16 protein-coding genes are annotated in these 17,939 nt (G+C 61.3%); 10 read left to right on the forward strand and 6 right to left on the reverse strand.

Features of this window, described 5'->3' with window-relative positions; translation table 11 throughout:
• Positions 1-7: 7 nt before the first annotated feature.
• From glmM to BLX89_RS13055, 6 genes are all read left to right on the forward strand, one after another.
• Entirely contained in the window at positions 8-1,360 is a 1,353-nt protein-coding gene (glmM, locus tag BLX89_RS13030; RefSeq protein WP_075291334.1) for a phosphoglucosamine mutase, read from the forward strand.
• Between the two features lie 230 nt (positions 1,361-1,590).
• The gene (locus tag BLX89_RS13035) at positions 1,591-2,406 is read left to right on the forward strand and encodes an outer membrane protein (protein ID WP_075291335.1); all 816 of its coding nucleotides are present in this window, start codon (positions 1,591-1,593) and stop codon (positions 2,404-2,406) included.
• A gap of 184 nt (positions 2,407-2,590) precedes the next feature.
• A complete protein-coding gene (locus BLX89_RS13040) occupies positions 2,591-3,400 on the forward strand; it encodes an outer membrane protein (RefSeq protein ID WP_075291336.1) in 810 nt (269 codons plus the stop codon).
• 144 nt (positions 3,401-3,544) lie between these two features.
• A complete protein-coding gene (locus tag BLX89_RS13045) occupies positions 3,545-4,723 on the forward strand; it encodes a phosphoserine transaminase (RefSeq protein WP_075291337.1) in 1,179 nt (392 codons plus the stop codon).
• A gap of 85 nt (positions 4,724-4,808) precedes the next feature.
• Positions 4,809-6,404, forward strand: coding sequence for a phosphoglycerate dehydrogenase (gene serA / locus BLX89_RS13050; RefSeq protein ID WP_075291338.1), 1,596 nt, complete (start codon positions 4,809-4,811; stop codon positions 6,402-6,404).
• Positions 6,405-6,513: 109 nt separating this feature from the next.
• Positions 6,514-7,023, forward strand: a complete 510-nt coding sequence (locus BLX89_RS13055; RefSeq protein WP_075291543.1) for a GNAT family N-acetyltransferase — start codon at positions 6,514-6,516, stop codon at positions 7,021-7,023.
• Positions 7,024-7,033: 10 nt separating this feature from the next.
• Here BLX89_RS13055 and BLX89_RS13060 read toward each other — a convergent pair whose 3' ends face one another.
• Entirely contained in the window at positions 7,034-7,927 is an 894-nt protein-coding gene (locus tag BLX89_RS13060) for a DMT family transporter (protein WP_075291339.1), read from the reverse strand.
• Between the two features lie 220 nt (positions 7,928-8,147).
• Here BLX89_RS13060 and BLX89_RS13065 point away from each other — a divergent pair, with 220 nt between their 5' ends.
• Both BLX89_RS13065 and BLX89_RS13070 read left to right on the forward strand, forming a co-directional pair.
• Positions 8,148-9,446, forward strand: a complete 1,299-nt coding sequence (locus BLX89_RS13065) for an adenylosuccinate synthase (protein ID WP_075291340.1) — start codon at positions 8,148-8,150, stop codon at positions 9,444-9,446.
• A gap of 78 nt (positions 9,447-9,524) precedes the next feature.
• Complete coding sequence (locus BLX89_RS13070; protein WP_075291341.1) at positions 9,525-12,038, forward strand: hypothetical protein; 2,514 nt, start codon at positions 9,525-9,527, stop codon at positions 12,036-12,038.
• A 77-nt stretch (positions 12,039-12,115) separates the two neighbouring features.
• On the opposite strand, the gene rpoH is transcribed toward BLX89_RS13070, so the two are convergent.
• The 3 genes from rpoH to BLX89_RS13085 all read right to left on the reverse strand — a co-directional run bounded on the left by rpoH (position 12,116) and on the right by BLX89_RS13085 (position 14,662).
• Positions 12,116-13,018: an RNA polymerase sigma factor RpoH gene (gene rpoH / locus BLX89_RS13075; protein ID WP_075291544.1), complete on the reverse strand. Its 903-nt coding sequence runs from the start codon at positions 13,016-13,018 to the stop codon at positions 12,116-12,118.
• Positions 13,019-13,289: 271 nt separating this feature from the next.
• Positions 13,290-13,547 carry a DUF2171 domain-containing protein gene (locus tag BLX89_RS13080; protein ID WP_075291342.1) on the reverse strand — a complete coding sequence of 86 codons (258 nt, stop codon included), beginning with the start codon at positions 13,545-13,547 and terminating at the stop codon, positions 13,290-13,292.
• Between the two features lie 83 nt (positions 13,548-13,630).
• Positions 13,631-14,662 carry an RluA family pseudouridine synthase gene (locus tag BLX89_RS13085; RefSeq protein WP_075291343.1) on the reverse strand — a complete coding sequence of 344 codons (1,032 nt, stop codon included), beginning with the start codon at positions 14,660-14,662 and terminating at the stop codon, positions 13,631-13,633.
• Positions 14,663-14,695: 33 nt separating this feature from the next.
• On the opposite strand from BLX89_RS13085, the gene BLX89_RS13090 reads away from it, so the two are divergent.
• Positions 14,696-15,079 (forward strand): hypothetical protein, encoded by a 384-nt coding sequence (locus BLX89_RS13090; protein WP_075291344.1) that lies wholly within the window; start codon positions 14,696-14,698, stop codon positions 15,077-15,079.
• Positions 15,080-15,092: 13 nt separating this feature from the next.
• The gene (locus BLX89_RS13095) at positions 15,093-15,920 is read left to right on the forward strand and encodes a TrmH family RNA methyltransferase (RefSeq protein WP_075291345.1); all 828 of its coding nucleotides are present in this window, start codon (positions 15,093-15,095) and stop codon (positions 15,918-15,920) included.
• A gap of 9 nt (positions 15,921-15,929) precedes the next feature.
• On the opposite strand, the gene BLX89_RS13100 is transcribed toward BLX89_RS13095, so the two are convergent.
• Positions 15,930-17,102 carry a coiled-coil domain-containing protein gene (locus BLX89_RS13100; RefSeq protein WP_075291346.1) on the reverse strand — a complete coding sequence of 391 codons (1,173 nt, stop codon included), beginning with the start codon at positions 17,100-17,102 and terminating at the stop codon, positions 15,930-15,932.
• Positions 17,103-17,254: 152 nt separating this feature from the next.
• Positions 17,255-17,845 carry a DUF1134 domain-containing protein gene (locus BLX89_RS13105; RefSeq protein WP_075291347.1) on the reverse strand — a complete coding sequence of 197 codons (591 nt, stop codon included), beginning with the start codon at positions 17,843-17,845 and terminating at the stop codon, positions 17,255-17,257.
• Positions 17,846-17,939: the final 94 nt, after the last annotated feature.

A 17,939-nucleotide genomic window follows, 5' to 3' on the forward strand; every position in this document is an offset into this window, starting at 1 on the left:
AGTTGTTATGAAGCGCAAATATTTCGGTACGGATGGTATCCGCGGTCAATCGAACCTGTTTCCGATGACGCCGGATCTCGCCATGCGGGTCGGTATCGCGGTGGGCACGATTTTCCGCCGAGGCGCGCACCGTCACCGCGTTGTCATCGGCAAGGATACCCGTCTTTCCGGCTATATGCTCGAAAATGCGATGGTCGCCGGTTTCACGGCAGCCGGTGTCGATGCCTTCGTTCTCGGCCCGATCCCGACACCCGCCGTCGCGATGCTCACGCGTTCGCTTCGTGCCGATATCGGCGTGATGATCTCGGCGTCGCACAATCCTTTCGAAGACAATGGCATCAAGCTTTTCGGTCCCGATGGCTACAAGCTGTCCGACGAAATCGAGGCGCAGATCGAGGAACTGCTCGATCAGGACCTGTCGGGACAGCTTGCCAAGTCGACCGAGATAGGCCGGGCCAAGCGTATCGACGGTGTTCATGACCGCTATATCGAGCATGCCAAGCGCACCTTGCCCCGCGATGTGACCTTGAAGGGTCTTCGCGTCGCGATCGATTGCGCCAACGGCGCCGCCTACAAGGTTGCTCCGGCGGCTTTGTGGGAACTCGGTGCGGATGTCGTGAGTTTGGGCACCGATCCGAACGGCATGAATATCAATCTCGATTGCGGCTCCACACACCCGGAAGCGCTCTCACGCAAGGTTCACGAGGTTCGGGCCGATATCGGCATTGCGCTGGATGGCGATGCAGACCGCGTGCTGATTGTTGATGAACATGGAAAAATCATCGATGGCGACCAGCTGATGGCCGTGATTGCCGACAGCTGGGCGGCAGACGGCCTGCTGGCCGGCAACGGCCTCGTCGCGACCGTCATGTCCAACCTCGGACTGGAGCGGCATCTGCAGTCCAGGGGGATGGAGCTTTATCGCACGAAAGTCGGCGACCGCTACGTCGTCGAGCGCATGCGAGAATGCGGGTTCAACCTGGGCGGCGAACAGTCCGGCCATATCGTGATGTCCGATTTCGGCACCACCGGGGACGGTCTGGTGGCGGCATTGCAGATTCTTGCCTGCGTCAAGCGTCAGAACAAGCCGGTGAGCGAGGTCTGCAACCGTTTCGAGCCAGTGCCGCAAATCCTGAAAAACGTGCGCATCTCCGCTGGCAAGCCGCTGGAGGAACCGGCGGTGCGACAGGCGATCGCCGATGCGGAAGCCGAACTCGCCAGAACCGGTCGTCTGCTGATCCGCCCCTCCGGCACCGAGCCGCTCATCCGCGTGATGGCCGAGGGTGACGACCGCAGCCAGGTCGAGCGCATCGTCGATGAACTGATCTCCGTCATCGGAAACGCACGCAACGCCGCCTGATCGGGCTTCGCTCGCGAATACTTCCACGGCCGGGCTTTTGCCCGGCCTTTTTTGTTGCTGCTCGGATGTTGTTGCTCGTTACTATGAGATTTGCGAAATCCGTTAAGAACTACGGTAAATTTTTGTAGTTAATCAGGCCTTAACCTTTCCTCTTCATGATCCACTTCGACATCAAAATCTGAAGGCCGACCTAGCGGTTGACCAAGCAACACAAGTATTGGAGTGGGGCCATGAAGACTATATTGATTGGCGCTGTTGCAGCTATGCTGGGCGGCACCGCAATTTCCGCTGCGGATCTTTATGAGCCGCCACCGCCGGTCGAACAGCCGGTCGAGTATGTCGAGGCCAGCGGCTGGTATCTGCGCGGCGATGTCGGATATGCGGCAACCGACCTGCGCGGCGCCCGGTTTTACCAGGGCCCGGGCCGCTACATGCGCGATTTCGACAGAGCCGACCTCGACGACACCTATGCACTCGGCGTCGGTGTCGGTTATCAGGTCAACAACTATCTGCGTACCGACTTGACGCTCGATTATCTCGGCGAAGCCGACTTCGAAGGTTCTACCACCGGCGCTTGCGGCGTTGCTGCCGATTGTACGTCGCGTGACACGGCTGCCATCTCCGGCTGGAGCCTGATGGCCAACGCCTATGTCGATATCGGCACCTATGGCGCTTTCACGCCTTATGTCGGCGCCGGTATCGGTGGAACGCGGGTAAGCTGGGACAAGCTGAGAAACACCAGCTGCGAAACCGGCGATCCGAGCAACTGCGACGATTCGTTCGATCATAGCGGCCGTGACAAGTGGCGCTTCACCTACGCCCTGATGGCCGGTACCGCCATCGACCTGACCTGCAACCTGAAGGCCGACGTCGGCTACCGCTTCCGCAACGTGCTTGGCGGCGATATGTTCGGCTACAACGCCAACAGCGGTCCGGGTTACGACGACGGCATCTACATTCACGAAGCCCGCGCCGGTCTGCGCTATTCCTTCGGCGGCTGCCAGGAAGCCTATATTCCGCCGGTAGAGCCTGCCGTCTACAAGTAAGATCCAGGGTCTTATCGATCTGCAAAGGCCGTCCGGGCTCCGGGCGGCCTTTGTGCGTTTTGGCCCCCTTTGGTTAACGATCGTGGTTAACCGCCGGTTAACTCCCCGCTGCGATAGTTAACGCTCGTAAAGACGGGCGATGCAGGTGATTCCCTCGCCGTGACGACGTTCCAAGGATGGCAGGATGAACACGCGGCACACACTCCTCAACGCATCGGCGCTGGCCCTGCTGCTTGCCGGTTTTCCTGCAATGGCGGCGGACGATGAACTGCTCGATGCGCCGGAGGTCACGATCTCGGCGGCGCAAACCCCGGTCGAGGGTTTCTATCTGCGTGCTGATCTCGGCTCAGCACCGTGGAGCCACGAAGGCGATCCGTCTCTCTCGATCTCCGCGCCGGCACCCGCTGGCCTCGCCGCGACAAGGTTTGACGATGCGCGGTTCGGCAAGCCGCTTTCAGGCGCTCTCGGCGTTGGTTACCAGTTCAGCGACATGCTGCGCGCCGATTTTACCGCGGATTATTTCCAGAACGATTTTGACGGCAGCGGGGAAAGCACTTTTGCCTGTGGTGGCGCGGTTGCCGGAAGCACCTGCGGACTGAGCACGAAAGCCGATTACAGCGCTGTCGGGCTGATGGCGAATGCCTACGTGGATCTTGGCACACTGGCAGGCTTTACGCCTTACATCGGGGCGGGTGCGGGCTCGACGCGCGTGAGCTTCGACGATGTTTCCGTAACCGGCGCCTGCGTTAGCGGCGTTTGCTCCGGAGGCCCATCCACGACTTACGACTATCAGGGTGAAAGCAGCTGGCGCTTCACCTATGCGATCATGGCGGGCGTATCCTATGACGTGAGTGAACGCCTCAAGCTCGACATCGGCTACCGGTATTCCGACGTCGCCGGTGGCGATGTCTTCAAGGGCGCGGATGCGCGTTTGACGGATGACGGTCTGCGCCGGCATGAATTCCGCGCCGGTTTGCGACTGGCCATCTGGTAAACGGCGGCCGCTTGCCTGTCACCGCAGCGCCAAAAATCTTCTTTACTGCGACACAAGTTTCTTGACTTCCAGCGCACCTGAGAATATCCACGGCGGCGGGACACTCCTCCCCAACGAGGAGCTATCTATCTGGAAGGATAGCAGATGGCGAAGACCGCAAAACCGGACGTCCGTCCGAACAATACCCATTTTTCTTCTGGCCCTTGCTCGAAGCGCCCCGGTTGGACGCTCGAAGCCCTTTCCGACGCGCCGCTTGGCCGTTCGCACCGCGCGAAAGTCGGAAAGACGAAGCTGCAGCAGGCCATTGATCTGACCCGCGAAATTCTGGACGTGCCGGCGGATTACCGCATCGGCATCGTGCCCGCGTCCGACACCGGCGCTGTCGAAATGGCGCTTTGGTCGCTGCTCGGAGAGCGTGGCGTCGACATGCTGGCCTGGGAAAGCTTTGGCGCCGGCTGGGTCACCGATGTCGTCAAGCAGCTGAAGCTTAAGGATGTTCGCCGCATCGAAGCCGGTTACGGCGAACTGCCGGACCTCACCACTGTCGATTTCGATCGCGACGTCGTCTTCACCTGGAACGGCACCACCTCGGGTGTCCGCGTTCCGAACGCCGATTTCATTCCGGCTGACCGCAAGGGTCTGACGATCTGCGACGCCACCTCGGCCGCGTTCGCGCAAGATCTCGATTTTGCCAAGCTCGATGTCGTCACCTTCTCCTGGCAGAAGGTTCTCGGCGGCGAGGGCGCGCATGGCGTCATTATCCTGTCGCCCCGTGCGGTCGAGCGCCTGCTCACCTATACGCCGGCATGGCCACTGCCGAAGATTTTCCGCATGACCTCGGGCGGCAAACTCTCCGAAGGTATCTTCAAGGGCGAGACCATCAATACGCCGTCCATGCTCTGCGTCGAAGACTATATCGATGCGCTGCTCTGGGCACAGAAGATCGGCGGCCTCAAGGCGCTGATGGCGCGTGCCGATGCCAACACCAAGGTCATCACCGATTTCATCGCCGCAAACGATTGGATCGCCAATCTGGCCGTGAAGCCGGAAACCGCTTCCAACACCTCCGTCTGCCTCAAGATCGTCGACAAGGACGTCGAGGCGCTGGATGCCGATGGTCAGGCTGCTTTTGCCAAAGGCGTTGTCGCCCTTCTGGAAAAGGAAGGCGTCGCTTACGACATCGGCGCCTACCGCGATGCGCCTTCGGGTCTGCGGATATGGGCCGGTGCGACCATCGAAACCGCGGACATGGAAAAGCTCATGCCGTGGCTTTCCTGGGCGTTCGAGACCCAGAAGGCAACGCTTTCGCAGGCTGCTGCCTGACGTGACATGCCAAAGGCTTCGCCAGCAGGCGGAGCCTTCCATTCCCTAAATTCATCGCTGAACCGTTTTTGAAGGAAGCCCCATCATGGCACCTCGCGTTCTCGTATCCGACGAACTCTCGGAAACCGCCGTCCAGATCTTTCGCGATCGCGGCGTAGACGTCGATTTCCAGCCGCAGCTCGGCAAGGACAAGGACAAGCTTGCCGAAATCATCGGCAATTACGACGGCCTCGCCATCCGCTCGGCCACCAAAGCGACCGAGAAGCTGATTGCGTCCGCAACCAATCTCAAGGTGATCGGCCGCGCCGGCATTGGTGTCGATAACGTCGATATCCCGGCCGCCTCGCGCCGCGGTATCATCGTCATGAACACCCCGTTCGGCAACTCGATCACGACCGCGGAACACGCCATCGCACTGATGTTCGCCGTTGCCCGTCAGCTGCCGCAGGCCGATGCTTCGACCCAGGCCGGCAAGTGGGAAAAGTCGAAGTTCATGGGTGTCGAAATCACCGGCAAGACGCTCGGCGTCATCGGCGCCGGCAATATCGGCGGCATCGTCTGCAAGAAGGCGATCGGCATCGGCATGCATGTTCTGGCCTACGATCCCTTCCTCTCGGCCGAGCGCGCCCAAGAAATGGGCGTGACTAAAGTCGAGCTAGACGAGCTGCTCGCCCAGGCCGACTTCATCACCCTGCACGTTCCGATGACCGACAAGACCCGTGGCATTCTTGGCCGTGAGAACCTTGCCAAGACCAAGCCCGGCGTGCGCATCATCAACTGCGCCCGTGGTGGTCTCGTTGACGAGCAGGCGCTGGCCGATGCGATCAAGTCCGGCCATGTCGCCGGTGCCGGTTTCGACGTGTTCGAGGTCGAGCCCGCGAAGGAAAGCCCGCTTTTCGGCCTGCCGAACGTCGTCTGCACGCCGCATCTTGGCGCCTCGACCACGGAAGCCCAGGAAAATGTCGCTTTGCAGGTCGCCGAGCAGATGTCGGATTACCTCGTCAAAGGTGCCGTTTCCAATGCGATCAACATGCCGTCGATCACGGCGGAGGAAGCGCCGATCCTGAAGCCCTTCATCCGGCTTGCAGACGTGCTCGGCGCCTTCGTCGGGCAGGTCACGGAAAGCGCGATCAAGGAAATCGAGATCCTCTACGACGGCTCGACCGCCGGCATGAATACCAAGGCGCTGACAAGTGCTGCACTCGCCGGCCTGATCCGCAGTCAGGTGGCCGACGTCAACATGGTTTCGGCGCCGGTGATGATCAAGGAAAAAGGCATCATCCTGTCCGAGGTCAAGCGCGACAAGTCGGGCGTCTTCGACGGCTATATCAAGCTGACGGTGACGACTGCCAATCAGACCCGTTCGGTTGCCGGTACGGTGTTCTCGGACGGCAAGCCGCGCTTCATCCAGATCAAGGACATCAACCTGGATGCCGATGTGGGCAACCACATGATCTACATCACCAATACCGACGTTCCCGGCATGATCGGCTTCATCGGCATGACGCTCGGCAATGCCGGCGTCAACATCGCGAACTTCCAGCTGGGCCGCAAGGACGCAGGCTCGGACGCGATCGCGCTGCTTTATGTCGATGGTCCAGTCACGGAAGAGGTCCTGGATCAGCTGCGCGCCAACGCTGCGATCCGTCAGGCGAAGCTCCTGACCTTCAACGTCGATTGACGCTTTCCGTCAGATCCTCCCAAGACTGACATTCGTGGCGCGTCGATTTCATCGGCGCGCCATCGTCGTTGAATAACCGCCTTCAGGCGGAATATGCGTGGACATGACGATGCAGGCAAAATTTCAATGGCGGCAGGCGACGCCGGACGATCTCGGGGCCATCCTCGCGATCCAGAACATTGCCCATGCCGACTTTCCGGAAGACGAAGCGGTGCTTGCCGAACGCCTGCGGCTGTGTCCGAAGGGTTGCTTCGTTCTCGTCAAGGGCGATGAGATCGACGGCTATCTCCTGAGCCACCCCTGGACACGCCTTCGTCCGCCGCCGCTCAATCGCCCGCTCGGGGCTCTGCCGCCAGAGGCTGATTGCTGGTACCTGCACGACCTTGCGCTTCTGCCTAAGACACGCGGATCGGGGGCAGGGACGGCGATCGTCTCGCAGCTGACTGCATTGGCAACGGAAGAGGGCTTCCCGGCAATCGGGTTGGTTTCGGTTGGCGGTTCACGGCCGTTCTGGCGCAAGCAGCATTTCACTGTCGTCACCGATCCCATGCTTGCAGAAAAGCTCGAAAGTTATGGCGCGGGGGCTGCCTATATGGAGCGAAAGCTGATCGATACGTAAGCGCCCGATTTTATTTTGCAGCTGTCCTGGGGCGACCCTTTTCCGCCACCGCGATACCGCCCAGCACAAGCACCATGGCGATGATGTGGAAGGTTTCGAGCTTTTCACCGATGAGCAGGATCGACAGCAGCATGCCGAAGATCGGGATCGTGTTGATGAACAGGCCGGCGCGGTTGGGGCCGATCAGTTCGACGCCGCGAACGTAGAGAATTTGCGAGACCAGCGACGGCAGAAGGCCGGCATAGGCAACGATGATCCATCCGCGCATGTCCGGAAAAATGAAGCCGCCCTCAGCGATTTCCCAGACAAGAAGCGGCAGGCTGCTGAGCAGTGCGCCAAAGGCCGAAGCGGCGATCAGGCTCTTCCAATGAATTCCCGGCTTCCACCGCAGCGCGACCGTATAGCCGGCATAGACGAGCACTGCCGCCATCATCAACGCGTCGCCCTGGTTGAGTTCCAGGGAAAGCAGCGTTGCCGGATTGCCGTGGGACGCGGTCAGGGCAACGCCGACAAGCGTCAGCGTAAAGCCTGCGATCTGCGCCCACGAAACGGCCGTGCGGAAAAACACGAAGTTCATCAGGAAGATGACCATGGGAATGCCGGCCTGCTCGATCACGGCGTTGATCGCACTGGTATATTGCAGTGCAGAGTAAAGAAACGCATTGAACGCCGTAAAACCGATCGTCCCGTAACCAAGCAGCAGCAGCCAGTTCTTGGCAATAACGGGCATATCCCGTTTTACTTGCGGCGCGGCAAATGCAAGCAGAACAAGACATGCAATGACCCAGCGCATCGTCGTCAGCATCATCGGGCTGACATGGCCGACTGCCAGCTTTCCCGCCACCGAATTGCCGCCCCATATGGCCGTTGTGATACACAGGATGATGTAGGCCTGCAGGTTCATGGAGGGTATTTCCTTGCATTTCAGATGGGCGGTTTGCACACAATCAGGGCAATCGGGACCTCGTGATATAGGCTAAAGGTCGTGAATGTCATGCAAAAACCCTGATTCAAACGCCTAACAGGGTCGCTTTCCAAAAAACAAACCAGTATAGATGCGCGGGTTTGAAGGTGGCGTGCCGCGAGACTTAGCGGAATAAACGCCGAGCAACAGGAAAACAGAAATGACGAATGTAGTCGTGGTCGGCTCGCAGTGGGGCGATGAAGGCAAGGGCAAGATTGTCGATTGGCTGTCGGAACGCGCGGATATCGTCGTCCGCTTCCAGGGTGGCCACAATGCCGGCCATACGCTCGTCATCGACGGTATCAGCTACAAGCTGTCGCTTCTGCCTTCGGGCGTCGTGCGTCCCGGCAAGCTCGCCGTCATCGGCAACGGCGTCGTTATCGACCCGCATGCGCTGATCGCCGAAATCGAAAAGCTCGACAAGCAGGGCGTGACCATCACCCCGGAAAACCTGCGCATTGCCGACAATGCAACACTCATTCTGTCGCTGCACCGCGAGCTTGACGGCATCCGCGAGGACGCCGCCTCCAACAGCGGCACCAAGATCGGCACCACGCGCCGTGGCATCGGCCCGGCTTACGAAGACAAGGTTGGCCGTCGCGCCATCCGCGTCATGGACCTTGCCGACCTCAACACGCTGCCGGCCAAGGTCGACCGCCTGCTGACGCATCACAACGCGCTGCGCCGTGGTCTCGGCGAAGCGGAAGTCAGCCACGAGGCAATCATGCAGGAGCTGTCATCGATTGCCGCCAGCGTTCTGCCGTTCATGGATACGATCTGGCTGCTGCTCGACCGCCATCGCCGCAAGGGCGCGCGCATCCTGTTCGAAGGTGCGCAGGGCACGCTGCTCGACATCGACCACGGCACCTATCCGTTCGTCACCTCGTCGAACACCGTGGCCGGCCAGGCTGCTGCCGGTTCCGGCATGGGGCCGGGTTCGCTCGGTTATATTCTCGGCATCACCAAGGCCTATACGACCCGCGTCGGCGAAGGCCCGTTCCCGACCGAGCTGCATGACGAGATCGGCCAGTTCCTGGGCGAGAAGGGCCATGAATTCGGCACCGTCACGGGCCGCAAGCGCCGTTGCGGCTGGTTCGACGCGGCGCTGGTGCGCCAGTCGGTCGCCACCAACGGCATCACAGGCATCGCGCTCACCAAGCTCGATGTTCTCGATGGCCTCGAAGAACTGAAGATCTGCATCGGTTATACGCTCGATGGCGTCGAGATCGATCATCTGCCGGCAAGCCAGGCGCAGCAGGCGCAGGCCAAGCCTGTCTACATCACGCTGGAAGGCTGGAAAGAGTCGACCGTCGGCGCCCGCAGCTGGGCCGATCTTCCGGCACAGGCGATCAAATATGTCCGCCAGGTGGAAGAGCTGATCGGCGCACCGGTGGCGCTTCTGTCGACCAGCCCCGAGCGTGACGACACCATACTTGTGACAGACCCGTTTGAAGATTAATCTTCACGGTCTGATCTGGAAAAAGAATAGCTTGGCTCCATGTGAGCCAGGCACCCTGAAGGGTATGAGAAAGTTCTGATGGCGGATTTTGTTGCTGTTATTCGAAGGACCGTCGATGGTCTCTCGGACAATGTTCCGGAAATGCGGTCGAAGGTCTATGAAAAGGCCCGTGGCGCCGTTCGCCGTCAGCTGGAGAATATGAAGCCGCGTCCCTCGGACGAGATGATCGAGCGGCAGATGGTGAAGCTCGAGGCCGCGATATCAGAGGTCGAGAGCGATTACGCCGAGGCTTTGCCGCCCATCGACGAGGCGGTGGCGGATGATGCGACCTATCAGGAGCCGATACCGGCCGAGTATGAGGCGCCCGTTGCCCACGAGCCCGTAGCCCGAGAGCCCATTGCGGAAGAGGCCGCTGCACAGGAGCCTGAAAGCGCGGAATCCGAGCCGGAGCCCGTTCACGAAGCGCAGCCTGAGCCCGTTGCCGAGCCGCAGCCGGAGCCTCTGCCGGAACCGGAGCCTCTGCCGGAACCGGAGCCTCTGCCGGAACAGGAAATATATCACGAACCGGAAACCGCCGAGCAGCCCGAGCCGGTTGCAGCCATCGAGGATGTGCCTGCCGAACGTTTTGACGGGCATGAAGCTTCCGCCGACGTGCAGCACGAACCGGCTCACGACGTCGAGCAGGCCTCCGAGGAAGCGCCCGCCTGGCAAGATGAGGCTGCCCCGGTGGAGCCCGTTTCGCAGGAGCCGGACACAGGCTGGCAGGAGCCGGTAGAGCCCGTTCAGGCGGTTGAACCGGCATATGTCGATGACCATCAGCCTGCGGAGGAGCATCCGCAGCCGGCAGAAGAGACGTTTCTTCAGGATGGCTCCTCGCCGGAAGCGTCTGTCGAGGCAGAAACACCCGTATCTGCGCCTTTGGAAGAACATGAGCCTGTGGAGCAGGCCCCCACGCTCGATGCGCCAGAGCCGTGGCATGACCCGGCTGCCTTCGAACCCGTCGAGGTGGAGACAGTTGCGCAGGAGCCTGCTCGTGCGGACGTGGAAATCCCGGCCGCCGGTTCTGAGTGGGACCTTCCGGAATGGGAGCAGCAAGCAGCGCCCGTCGCGGCAAGCGCGACTGTCGAGCCGGTCTGGAACGAGACCGTCACAGGCGACAATCAGGGCACGGTGATCGATCTCGCGGAATACATGCCGCCGGAGCCGGTCGCGGACGACAAGGCCGATGGTGCGACGGAGCCATCGCATTCATGGGACTGGGACGACAGGGATCCGTTCCAGCAGCAGACAACAGCACCTGCACAGCCCGAAGGTAGCGAACCGGCGATCTCCGACTGGTCGTGGCCGGTCGAAAAGCCGGCGGTGTCCGAGACTGCCGCCAGCCTACCGGCCGCCCATTGGGACGATATCGATCGCCTGCTCGACACCAACGAGCCCGCTGCGGAATCCGCTGCCGCTGCACCTGCGGCCGTGCCTGATCCGGAAGCCCTGGCGGCACCGGCGCGTCCGGTTTCCTACCGCGTCGAGCCGAAGAAGTCTTCTTCGCTCGTCAAGACGGCGGGTGTTGCTGCTGTGGTTCTGCTGGCGCTTGGCGGGGGCGGTTATGCCTATTGGATGAACCGTGACGCGGTCAACACCTGGGTTTCCGAGACGATCACATCGGTGACGGCATCGGCTCCGGTGCAGACGACGACCGAAACGCCGCAGACCACGGAACCGGCAACGGACGCTCCTGAAGCGAATTCGCAAACGCCGGCCGAGCCGCAGACGGATGTTGCCTTGGCCGACAGTGCCACGACGAAGTTCACCCAGCGGCTGCAGGCCGATGGCACCGAGACCGACGTCGGCCCGGCACCCCTGCCGACCGGCGATGCGACCAGTGAGGCGGAAGGCAAGTCCGTCGCCGCGCAGACGGAAGCGGGCACAGCCATCGCACAGGCCGGAGCGACAGGCGCCGATCCTGCCGCCACGCAGACGCCGGCCACGGCCACCACCCCCGCGACGCCGCAGGCTGAGGTTCAGATACCTGAAGGCGCGCAGAAGATGTTCCTTTATGAGGAGCGTCTCGGCCAATCGTCCCCGACGGCTGTCGAAGGCACCGTGGCATGGTCGACGAAGGAAGAATCGCCCGGCAATGACGCGCCTCCCGAGCCGACGGTCCAGGCTCAGATCAGCGTTCCGGAACGCGGCCTGACGGCGCTTATGACGATCAAGCGCAACACCGATCCGTCATTGCCCGCAAGCCATGTCGTCGAGTTCGTCTTCTCGCTGCCGGAGAATTTCGAAGGCGGCGCCATCGAAAGCGTCCAGCGTGTCTCGATGAAGCAGAACGAGCAGGCGAGGGGCGACGCCCTGATTGCCGTGCCGGCGAAGATCACCGACGATTTCCACATGATCGCGCTGAACGATTATCCCGAGGCGGTGGCGACCAACACCGACCTTCTGCGCAACCGCAGCTGGATCGACGTGCCGCTTACCTATCGCAACGGTCGTCGCGCCCTTCTGACCCTGGAGAAAGGGCCCGCCGGTACCGAAGCCTTCACCAAGGCGCTGCAGGCCTGGAGCCGCGCGCCGGCGGTCAGCGGCCAGTAACAAGGCGCCTGAAAAGCGGACACAAAAAAACCGGCCGGGGAGACCCGGCCGGTTTTTCAATGTCTTGTCACGGTCGATCAGGCGTCTTCGATGACACGCAGTTGCTGGGCGCGTTCGAGTGCCGCTTTCTGAACGGCATCCTGCACCTTTTCAAAAGCCCGGACTTCGATCTGGCGGACACGCTCGCGGCTGATGTCGAACTCTGTCGACAGGTCTTCGAGCGTAACCGGATCTTCCGACAGCCGGCGTGCTTCGAAGATGCGGCGTTCGCGATCGTTCAGAACGCCCATGGCCTTCGCCAGCAGCGATCTGCGGTTTTCCAGTTCGTCCTGCTCGATCAGCATCTCTTCCTGGCTATCGTGGTCATCCACCAGCCAATCCTGCCACTGGCCGCTTTCGCCCTCGCTCGCCTTGATGGGAGCGTTCAGCGAGGCGTCGCCAGAAAGGCGCTGGTTCATCGAGATGACCTCGGCCTCGGAGACATTGAGCGTCGTCGCGATCTGCTTGACCTGTTCGGGCTTCAGATCGCCTTCATCGAGCGCCTGAATCTTGCCCTTCAGCCTGCGCAGGTTGAAGAACAGCCGCTTCTGATTGGCGGTCGTACCCATCTTCACCAGCGACCACGAGCGCAGGATATATTCCTGGATCGAGGCCTTGATCCACCACATTGCGTAGGTCGCCAGACGGAAGCCGCGTTCCGGGTCGAACTTCTTGACGGCCTGCATCAGGCCGACATTGCCTTCGGATACGACTTCGCCGATCGGCAGGCCATAGCCGCGGTAGCCCATGGCGATCTTGGCCACGAGACGCAGATGGCTGGTGACGAGTTTGTGGGCCGCCTGGCGGTCGTCATGCTCCTGATAGCGCTTGGCGAGCATGTACTCTTCCTGCGGCTCGAGCATGGGAAACTTGCGGATTTCGTCGAGGTATTTGTTAAGACCACCTTCGGCGGTCAAAGTCGGCATTGTGCTGCGGGCCATGATTGCACCCCCCTTTCGCGTTCCGGCCTCCTGGTGGCAAGCCGGCAGTGTGGGTCCTTCAGACCCCACGATCTCATAGATATGTACAGCGAAAGCATGATTCAAGAACACCGGTTTCACGAGGGCGTGATACCAGAGCATAGTGTTCCTAATGTCGGTTACAGCCTGTAGATCGTGCCTTGAATGGAAATATCAAGGTTGAGGCCGCAATTTTCTAACTTAGAGCCGGCAGGCCGGACGTATATCGAGCCCGCCGGCAATCATGCTCCGCTCAATGAATGGACGAGCGGTCTTCCTCTTCCTCTTCGCCGATTACATCCTTGCCGTTGGAGCTCAGACGCACTCGGTTGTCATCGACGCTGGAGACGAGATCCAGCGGAATAAAGTGATGGTGGCCTTCGTGGCCGGCACCGCTGTCCTTTTTGGTCAGCTTGATGCGATCGCCTTCGACGCGGTCCACCGTGCCGACGTGGATGCCGTCGGCGCTGATGACCTCTGCATGTTCTTTGATCTGGCTGCTATCGACCATGGGTTTTCTCCTTGTTGATGGCGATCAACGCATAACCCGGACGAAAAGATGCGTGCCGCGGCAAAAAACCTGCCGTCTTTACCTCAGGCGCGGCCGCTCTTGAGCGCGTCCGCCAGCTCCTGCATGTCCTTTGGCAAGGGGGATTCGAAATACATCGTCTCGCCCTTGGCGGGATGTTCGAAGGCGAGCATGAACGCATGCAGCGCCTGCCTCGGGAAACGATTGACCACCGCCTTTGCCTCATCCGGCAGCAGATTGGCCTTGGTTTTGAACGCAGCGCCATAGTCCGGATCGCCGATCAGAGGATGGCCGATATGGGCCATATGCACACGGATCTGATGGGTCCGTCCGGTTTCCAGATGGCATTCGACCATGGAGGCGAGCGACGTCGCATCCGGCTTCTCCAGATAGCGCTCCACGACCTCGTAATGGGTGATCGCTTCGCGCGCGTCGTCCGCATCCTCATGCTTGACGGCGCGTTTTACGCGATCTCCCGCACGGCCGAGCGGCGCATCGATTGTGCCTTTCAGCGTGCGCGGCCGCCCCCAGACAATCGCGTAGTAGGCGCGTTCCAGCGGCCCGGTGCGGCCATGGTCGGCAAACTGGTCGGAGAGATGGCGATGGGCGATATCGTTCTTGGCGACCACCATAACGCCGCTGGTATCCTTGTCGAGGCGGTGGACGATGCCCGGTCGCTTGACGCCGCCGATGCCGGAGAGGCTGGAGCCGCAATGGTGGATCAGGGCATTGACGAGCGTTCCCGTCCAGTTGCCGGCCCCCGGATGCACCACGAGCCCGGCGGGCTTGACGAGCACGATCAGATCATCATCCTCGTAGAGAACGTCGAGGGGGATATCCTCGCCCTTGGGTTCGGGATCTTCCGGTTCCGGCAGGCCTATCTCGAAGACATCGCCCGGCTGCACCTTCTTCTTGGGTTCGGTGATGGTCTTGCCGTTGACCGTGACCTCACCCTGCTCGATGAGCGCCTTGATCCGGTTGCGGGACAACTCGCCGCCCAGCGCTTCCGTCAGGAAGGCATCCATGCGGCCGGAGGCGTCCTCATTTGCGGTCAGGACTTTCCTATTGCCTGCCGCTTGTTTAAAGGGGTCGTTCATCGCTTCTTTCAATCCCGCATATAAAGGCCGGTCATGTCGCTTCAGGAACCAGACGAACAGGAAGAAAAGCCGCTCGATCCGGTGATGGAAAACGTGCGCCGCAAGATGGTGCGCCTACAACTGGTTTCGGCCGGTGTCATGTTGGTCATGCTTATGGCCGTGCTGGGCGCGATTGTCTACAAGGTGACGAGCATGGACGACAAGCCGGCAGCGCAGAGCGCCGGGGTTGCCGTGCCGAGCGATGCGCCGGTGTCGGCGGTAGCAGCGCTTCCGGCCGGCTTTGTCGTTTCCGAGGTGGCGTTGTCGGGCGGGCAGATCCTGTTTTATGGCACGGGCACCGATGGCGTGCAGAAGGCGATCGTCTTCGATATCGCCGCCGGACGTATCGTTGCCGACATCACTGTCAGGGCAAACTGAGGTTCTCCCGTACGTGGATGTTCCGCTCCTTCGCATCGACGATCCTCAGGACCCGCGCATCGCCGGGTTCGTTTCGATACGCGAGCGCGACCTGACGGGGCGTCACGGACAGTTCGTTGCGGAAGGGACTGTCGTGCTGCGCATGCTGGCAGCCGCCCATCAAGCGGAAAGGGGGATTTCCGCCGAGGCGATCCTGCTTCTCGAAAATCGCGTCGATGGACTGCAGGACCTGCTTTCGGCGTTTCCAAACGATGTTCCGGTCTATGTCGCCCGTGCTGCCGTTTTCGATGCGATCGCCGGCTTCAATATGCATCGTGGCGTTCTGGCGCTCGGCCGGCGCGTCGGCATGCCGACCATGCACCAGCTCGTGTCCGGCCTCGGCCCGCGCAGCCTTATGCTTGCCGCCTGCGGCATTTCCAATCACGACAACATGGGATCGATGTTCCGCAACGCGGCCGCTTTTGGCGTCGATGCCATGCTTCTCGATCAAACCTGTTGCGATCCCCTGTATCGCAAGGCGATCCGGGTGTCTGTCGGCTCGGTGCTGTCGGTGCCCTTCAGCCGCGAGGGTTCCATCGAGGCGATGCTGAAAACTCTGCAGGCCGAGGGATTTGCTCTTTGGGGGTTGTCTCCGGCTGGCGATACGGAACTCGCCGACATTCCGCCTGCGCCTCGCACCGCGCTGTTGATGGGAACGGAAGGCGAGGGGCTGCCGGCCTCGATCCTGTCGTCGATCCGAACGGCCCGCATTCGCCAGAAGCCGGGGCTCGACAGCCTCAACGTGGCAACCGCCGCCGGGATCGCGCTCCATCAGGTCGCATCGATCAATGGCTTTATCTGATCGACGGTTTTATTCTTTGGGCGGCAAATAAGCGGCTGCGCGCGCCGCCAGATTGGGAGCGGCGCCATCCGGGCCGGGCGTCGCGCCGTCCAGGAGCGCGTGGATCGGCGAATTTTCGCCCTCGCGCATGGCCGTCATCGCCACGACGGACGCTGCGATGTCGGCGATCTCTTCCCTCAGCGCATCGTCATGCGCCGTGCCGCGCACATTGACCAGACGTTCCGAGAGCGCCGACACGCGGTTGCGCGCGTGCTCGAAGGAAAGTTCCGAATGCGGAGGCATCGTGTTTGCTGCCGGCTGCTGGGCCACGACGTCAGGTATAGCGATCGCTGCGACGGCCTTCCTGTCCTTGCGGAGCCCGGCGCCATTCGCCCCCGTGCGCATGGCTTTTACCGTGTCGCGCAGTTCGTTATTTGCGTCCTTGAGCTTCTGCTTGAGTCTGTCGATTTCGGCTGCCCTACGTTCCAGGAAACTGTCCTTGTCGGCATTGCTGGCCATCTCCCGCGCCAGTTTCTGTTCCAGTTGCTTCAAGCGGGTCTCGTCGCGTGGCTGGCGCATGGCCAGTTCCCGCGCCTTGGCACCCTCGGCCCGCGCCTCTTCTCGCAGCGCATCGCGTTCGTCGCGCAGGCTGGAGATACGGCTGATCAGGTTTTCAGCCTCGGCATTGCGCGCTGCCAGATCGATTTTGAGATTGTCGACTTCCATGGAAAGTGTGTTGATCTGGCGCGAAAGAATGGAGATCTCGGCCTTCTTGGCATCATCGCCCTTTTCCGTCGCGGCAAGCGAGTTCGTCAGACGGTCGATGTGCTGCTCCAGCCGGCGTACCTGCGAGCGGAAATCTCCGGCCTCGACATTCATCGCCTCGATCTGCGCGTGAAGATCGGCGTTTTCGCCATGCAGGCGCTGGATGTCCTTCAGCACGCTTTCCTTCTCGAGCATGATCGCCACGGTTTTCTCGCGCTCGCGCCGGAGTTTTTGCTCCGTCCGGGCGTTTTCGGCAGCGTAGCCGGCGCGCGCGGCATCCTTTTGGGCGCGCACTTCCTGCGGAGAAAGCGGCATGGTCGCCTTCAAGCGGTCTTCAGCGAACCGGATGATGCGCCTGTAGACCAGCGGCGCTACCAGCACGCCCAGCATCACCGCCGTCAGGAAACCTAGGGAAAACAGAAGGACGAATTGGATCACAGGCGGCCGTTCGGTTGGGGCCGGCGTCTGGCCGCCGTGCCGGTGCGATGATCATCGAAGAGGCCGGTCGCGCGACCGGCCTGACTTCAGGATATCATGATTTTCAGGGCATGCACCGGATCTTTTGTCGTCCGGTGACACAAGAACAAGGTTCAGAATGGATTCCAGGTGGGCTGCTGGGTCAGTTTCAGATAGCCGACATTGATGCCCAATCGGGCGCCGACGCCGGTGCGGATCGGTACGATGACGATGTTGTCATCGGTGACGACGGTCATGCCGAAGCCCGCCACCACGTAAGCCGAGCCGGAGACGCCGCCGAAGCGCTTGTAGAGGGACGGAACGCTTGGGAGATTGTAGACCAGCATCATCGTGCGGCTGCCCTGGCCGCCCCAGTCGAGACCCAGGGAAGGGCCCTGCCAGAAAACGTCGTGCTGGCCTGCGTTCTTGGTGTAGAGGTCGCCTTCGCCATAGGTGAGGCCGGCGATGAAGGCGCCGGAGCCTTCCTGGCCGAGAATATAGCCGTTCGGCAGCCCGTAGTTCTGGAAGGCGCGTTCGACCACCTTCGCAAGGCCACCGGATGTGGAGCCGAAAAAGCCGTGCCCGGCATCGACGATTTCCTGCATCGAATATTGCGTGCCACTGGCGGACTGGGCATTAGCCGGCTGCAACAGCCCCAAGACGGCAAGAAAGGTTACGGCAATGCTGAGGCAGGCTGCCTTGGCGGACTTGATCATCGTCTGCATTCTATCCTCCGTGAGGCGACCGGGTCGTTGCCTTACCACTCTGGGCCTTGCCGATCTCGCGCCGAGAGGCACGCGTCATGATGGCGGAAAGGCA

This window comes from Pararhizobium arenae (assembly GCF_001931685.1).
In the GTDB taxonomy this organism is placed as follows: Bacteria; Pseudomonadota; Alphaproteobacteria; order Rhizobiales; family Rhizobiaceae; genus Pararhizobium; species Pararhizobium arenae.

Excerpts from the sequence above, each read along its gene's own strand:
- glmM (WP_075291334.1), top strand. The coding sequence starts at position 8 with ATGAAGCGCAAATATTTCGGTACGGATGGTATCCGCGGTCAATCGAAC.
- BLX89_RS13035 (WP_075291335.1), top strand. The coding sequence starts at position 1,591 with ATGAAGACTATATTGATTGGCGCTGTTGCAGCTATGCTGGGCGGCACC.
- serA (WP_075291338.1), top strand. The coding sequence starts at position 4,809 with ATGGCACCTCGCGTTCTCGTATCCGACGAACTCTCGGAAACCGCCGTC.
- BLX89_RS13045 (WP_075291337.1), top strand. The coding sequence starts at position 3,545 with ATGGCGAAGACCGCAAAACCGGACGTCCGTCCGAACAATACCCATTTT.
- rpoH (WP_075291544.1), bottom strand. The coding sequence starts at position 13,018 with ATGGCCCGCAGCACAATGCCGACTTTGACCGCCGAAGGTGGTCTTAAC.
- BLX89_RS13105 (WP_075291347.1), bottom strand. The coding sequence starts at position 17,845 with ATGCAGACGATGATCAAGTCCGCCAAGGCAGCCTGCCTCAGCATTGCC.
- BLX89_RS13040 (WP_075291336.1), top strand. The coding sequence starts at position 2,591 with ATGAACACGCGGCACACACTCCTCAACGCATCGGCGCTGGCCCTGCTG.
- BLX89_RS13055 (WP_075291543.1), top strand. The coding sequence starts at position 6,514 with ATGCAGGCAAAATTTCAATGGCGGCAGGCGACGCCGGACGATCTCGGG.
- BLX89_RS13060 (WP_075291339.1), bottom strand. The coding sequence starts at position 7,927 with ATGAACCTGCAGGCCTACATCATCCTGTGTATCACAACGGCCATATGG.
- BLX89_RS13080 (WP_075291342.1), bottom strand. The coding sequence starts at position 13,547 with ATGGTCGATAGCAGCCAGATCAAAGAACATGCAGAGGTCATCAGCGCC.
- BLX89_RS13065 (WP_075291340.1), top strand. The coding sequence starts at position 8,148 with ATGACGAATGTAGTCGTGGTCGGCTCGCAGTGGGGCGATGAAGGCAAG.
- BLX89_RS13090 (WP_075291344.1), top strand. The coding sequence starts at position 14,696 with ATGTCGCTTCAGGAACCAGACGAACAGGAAGAAAAGCCGCTCGATCCG.
- BLX89_RS13085 (WP_075291343.1), bottom strand. The coding sequence starts at position 14,662 with ATGAACGACCCCTTTAAACAAGCGGCAGGCAATAGGAAAGTCCTGACC.
- BLX89_RS13070 (WP_075291341.1), top strand. The coding sequence starts at position 9,525 with ATGGCGGATTTTGTTGCTGTTATTCGAAGGACCGTCGATGGTCTCTCG.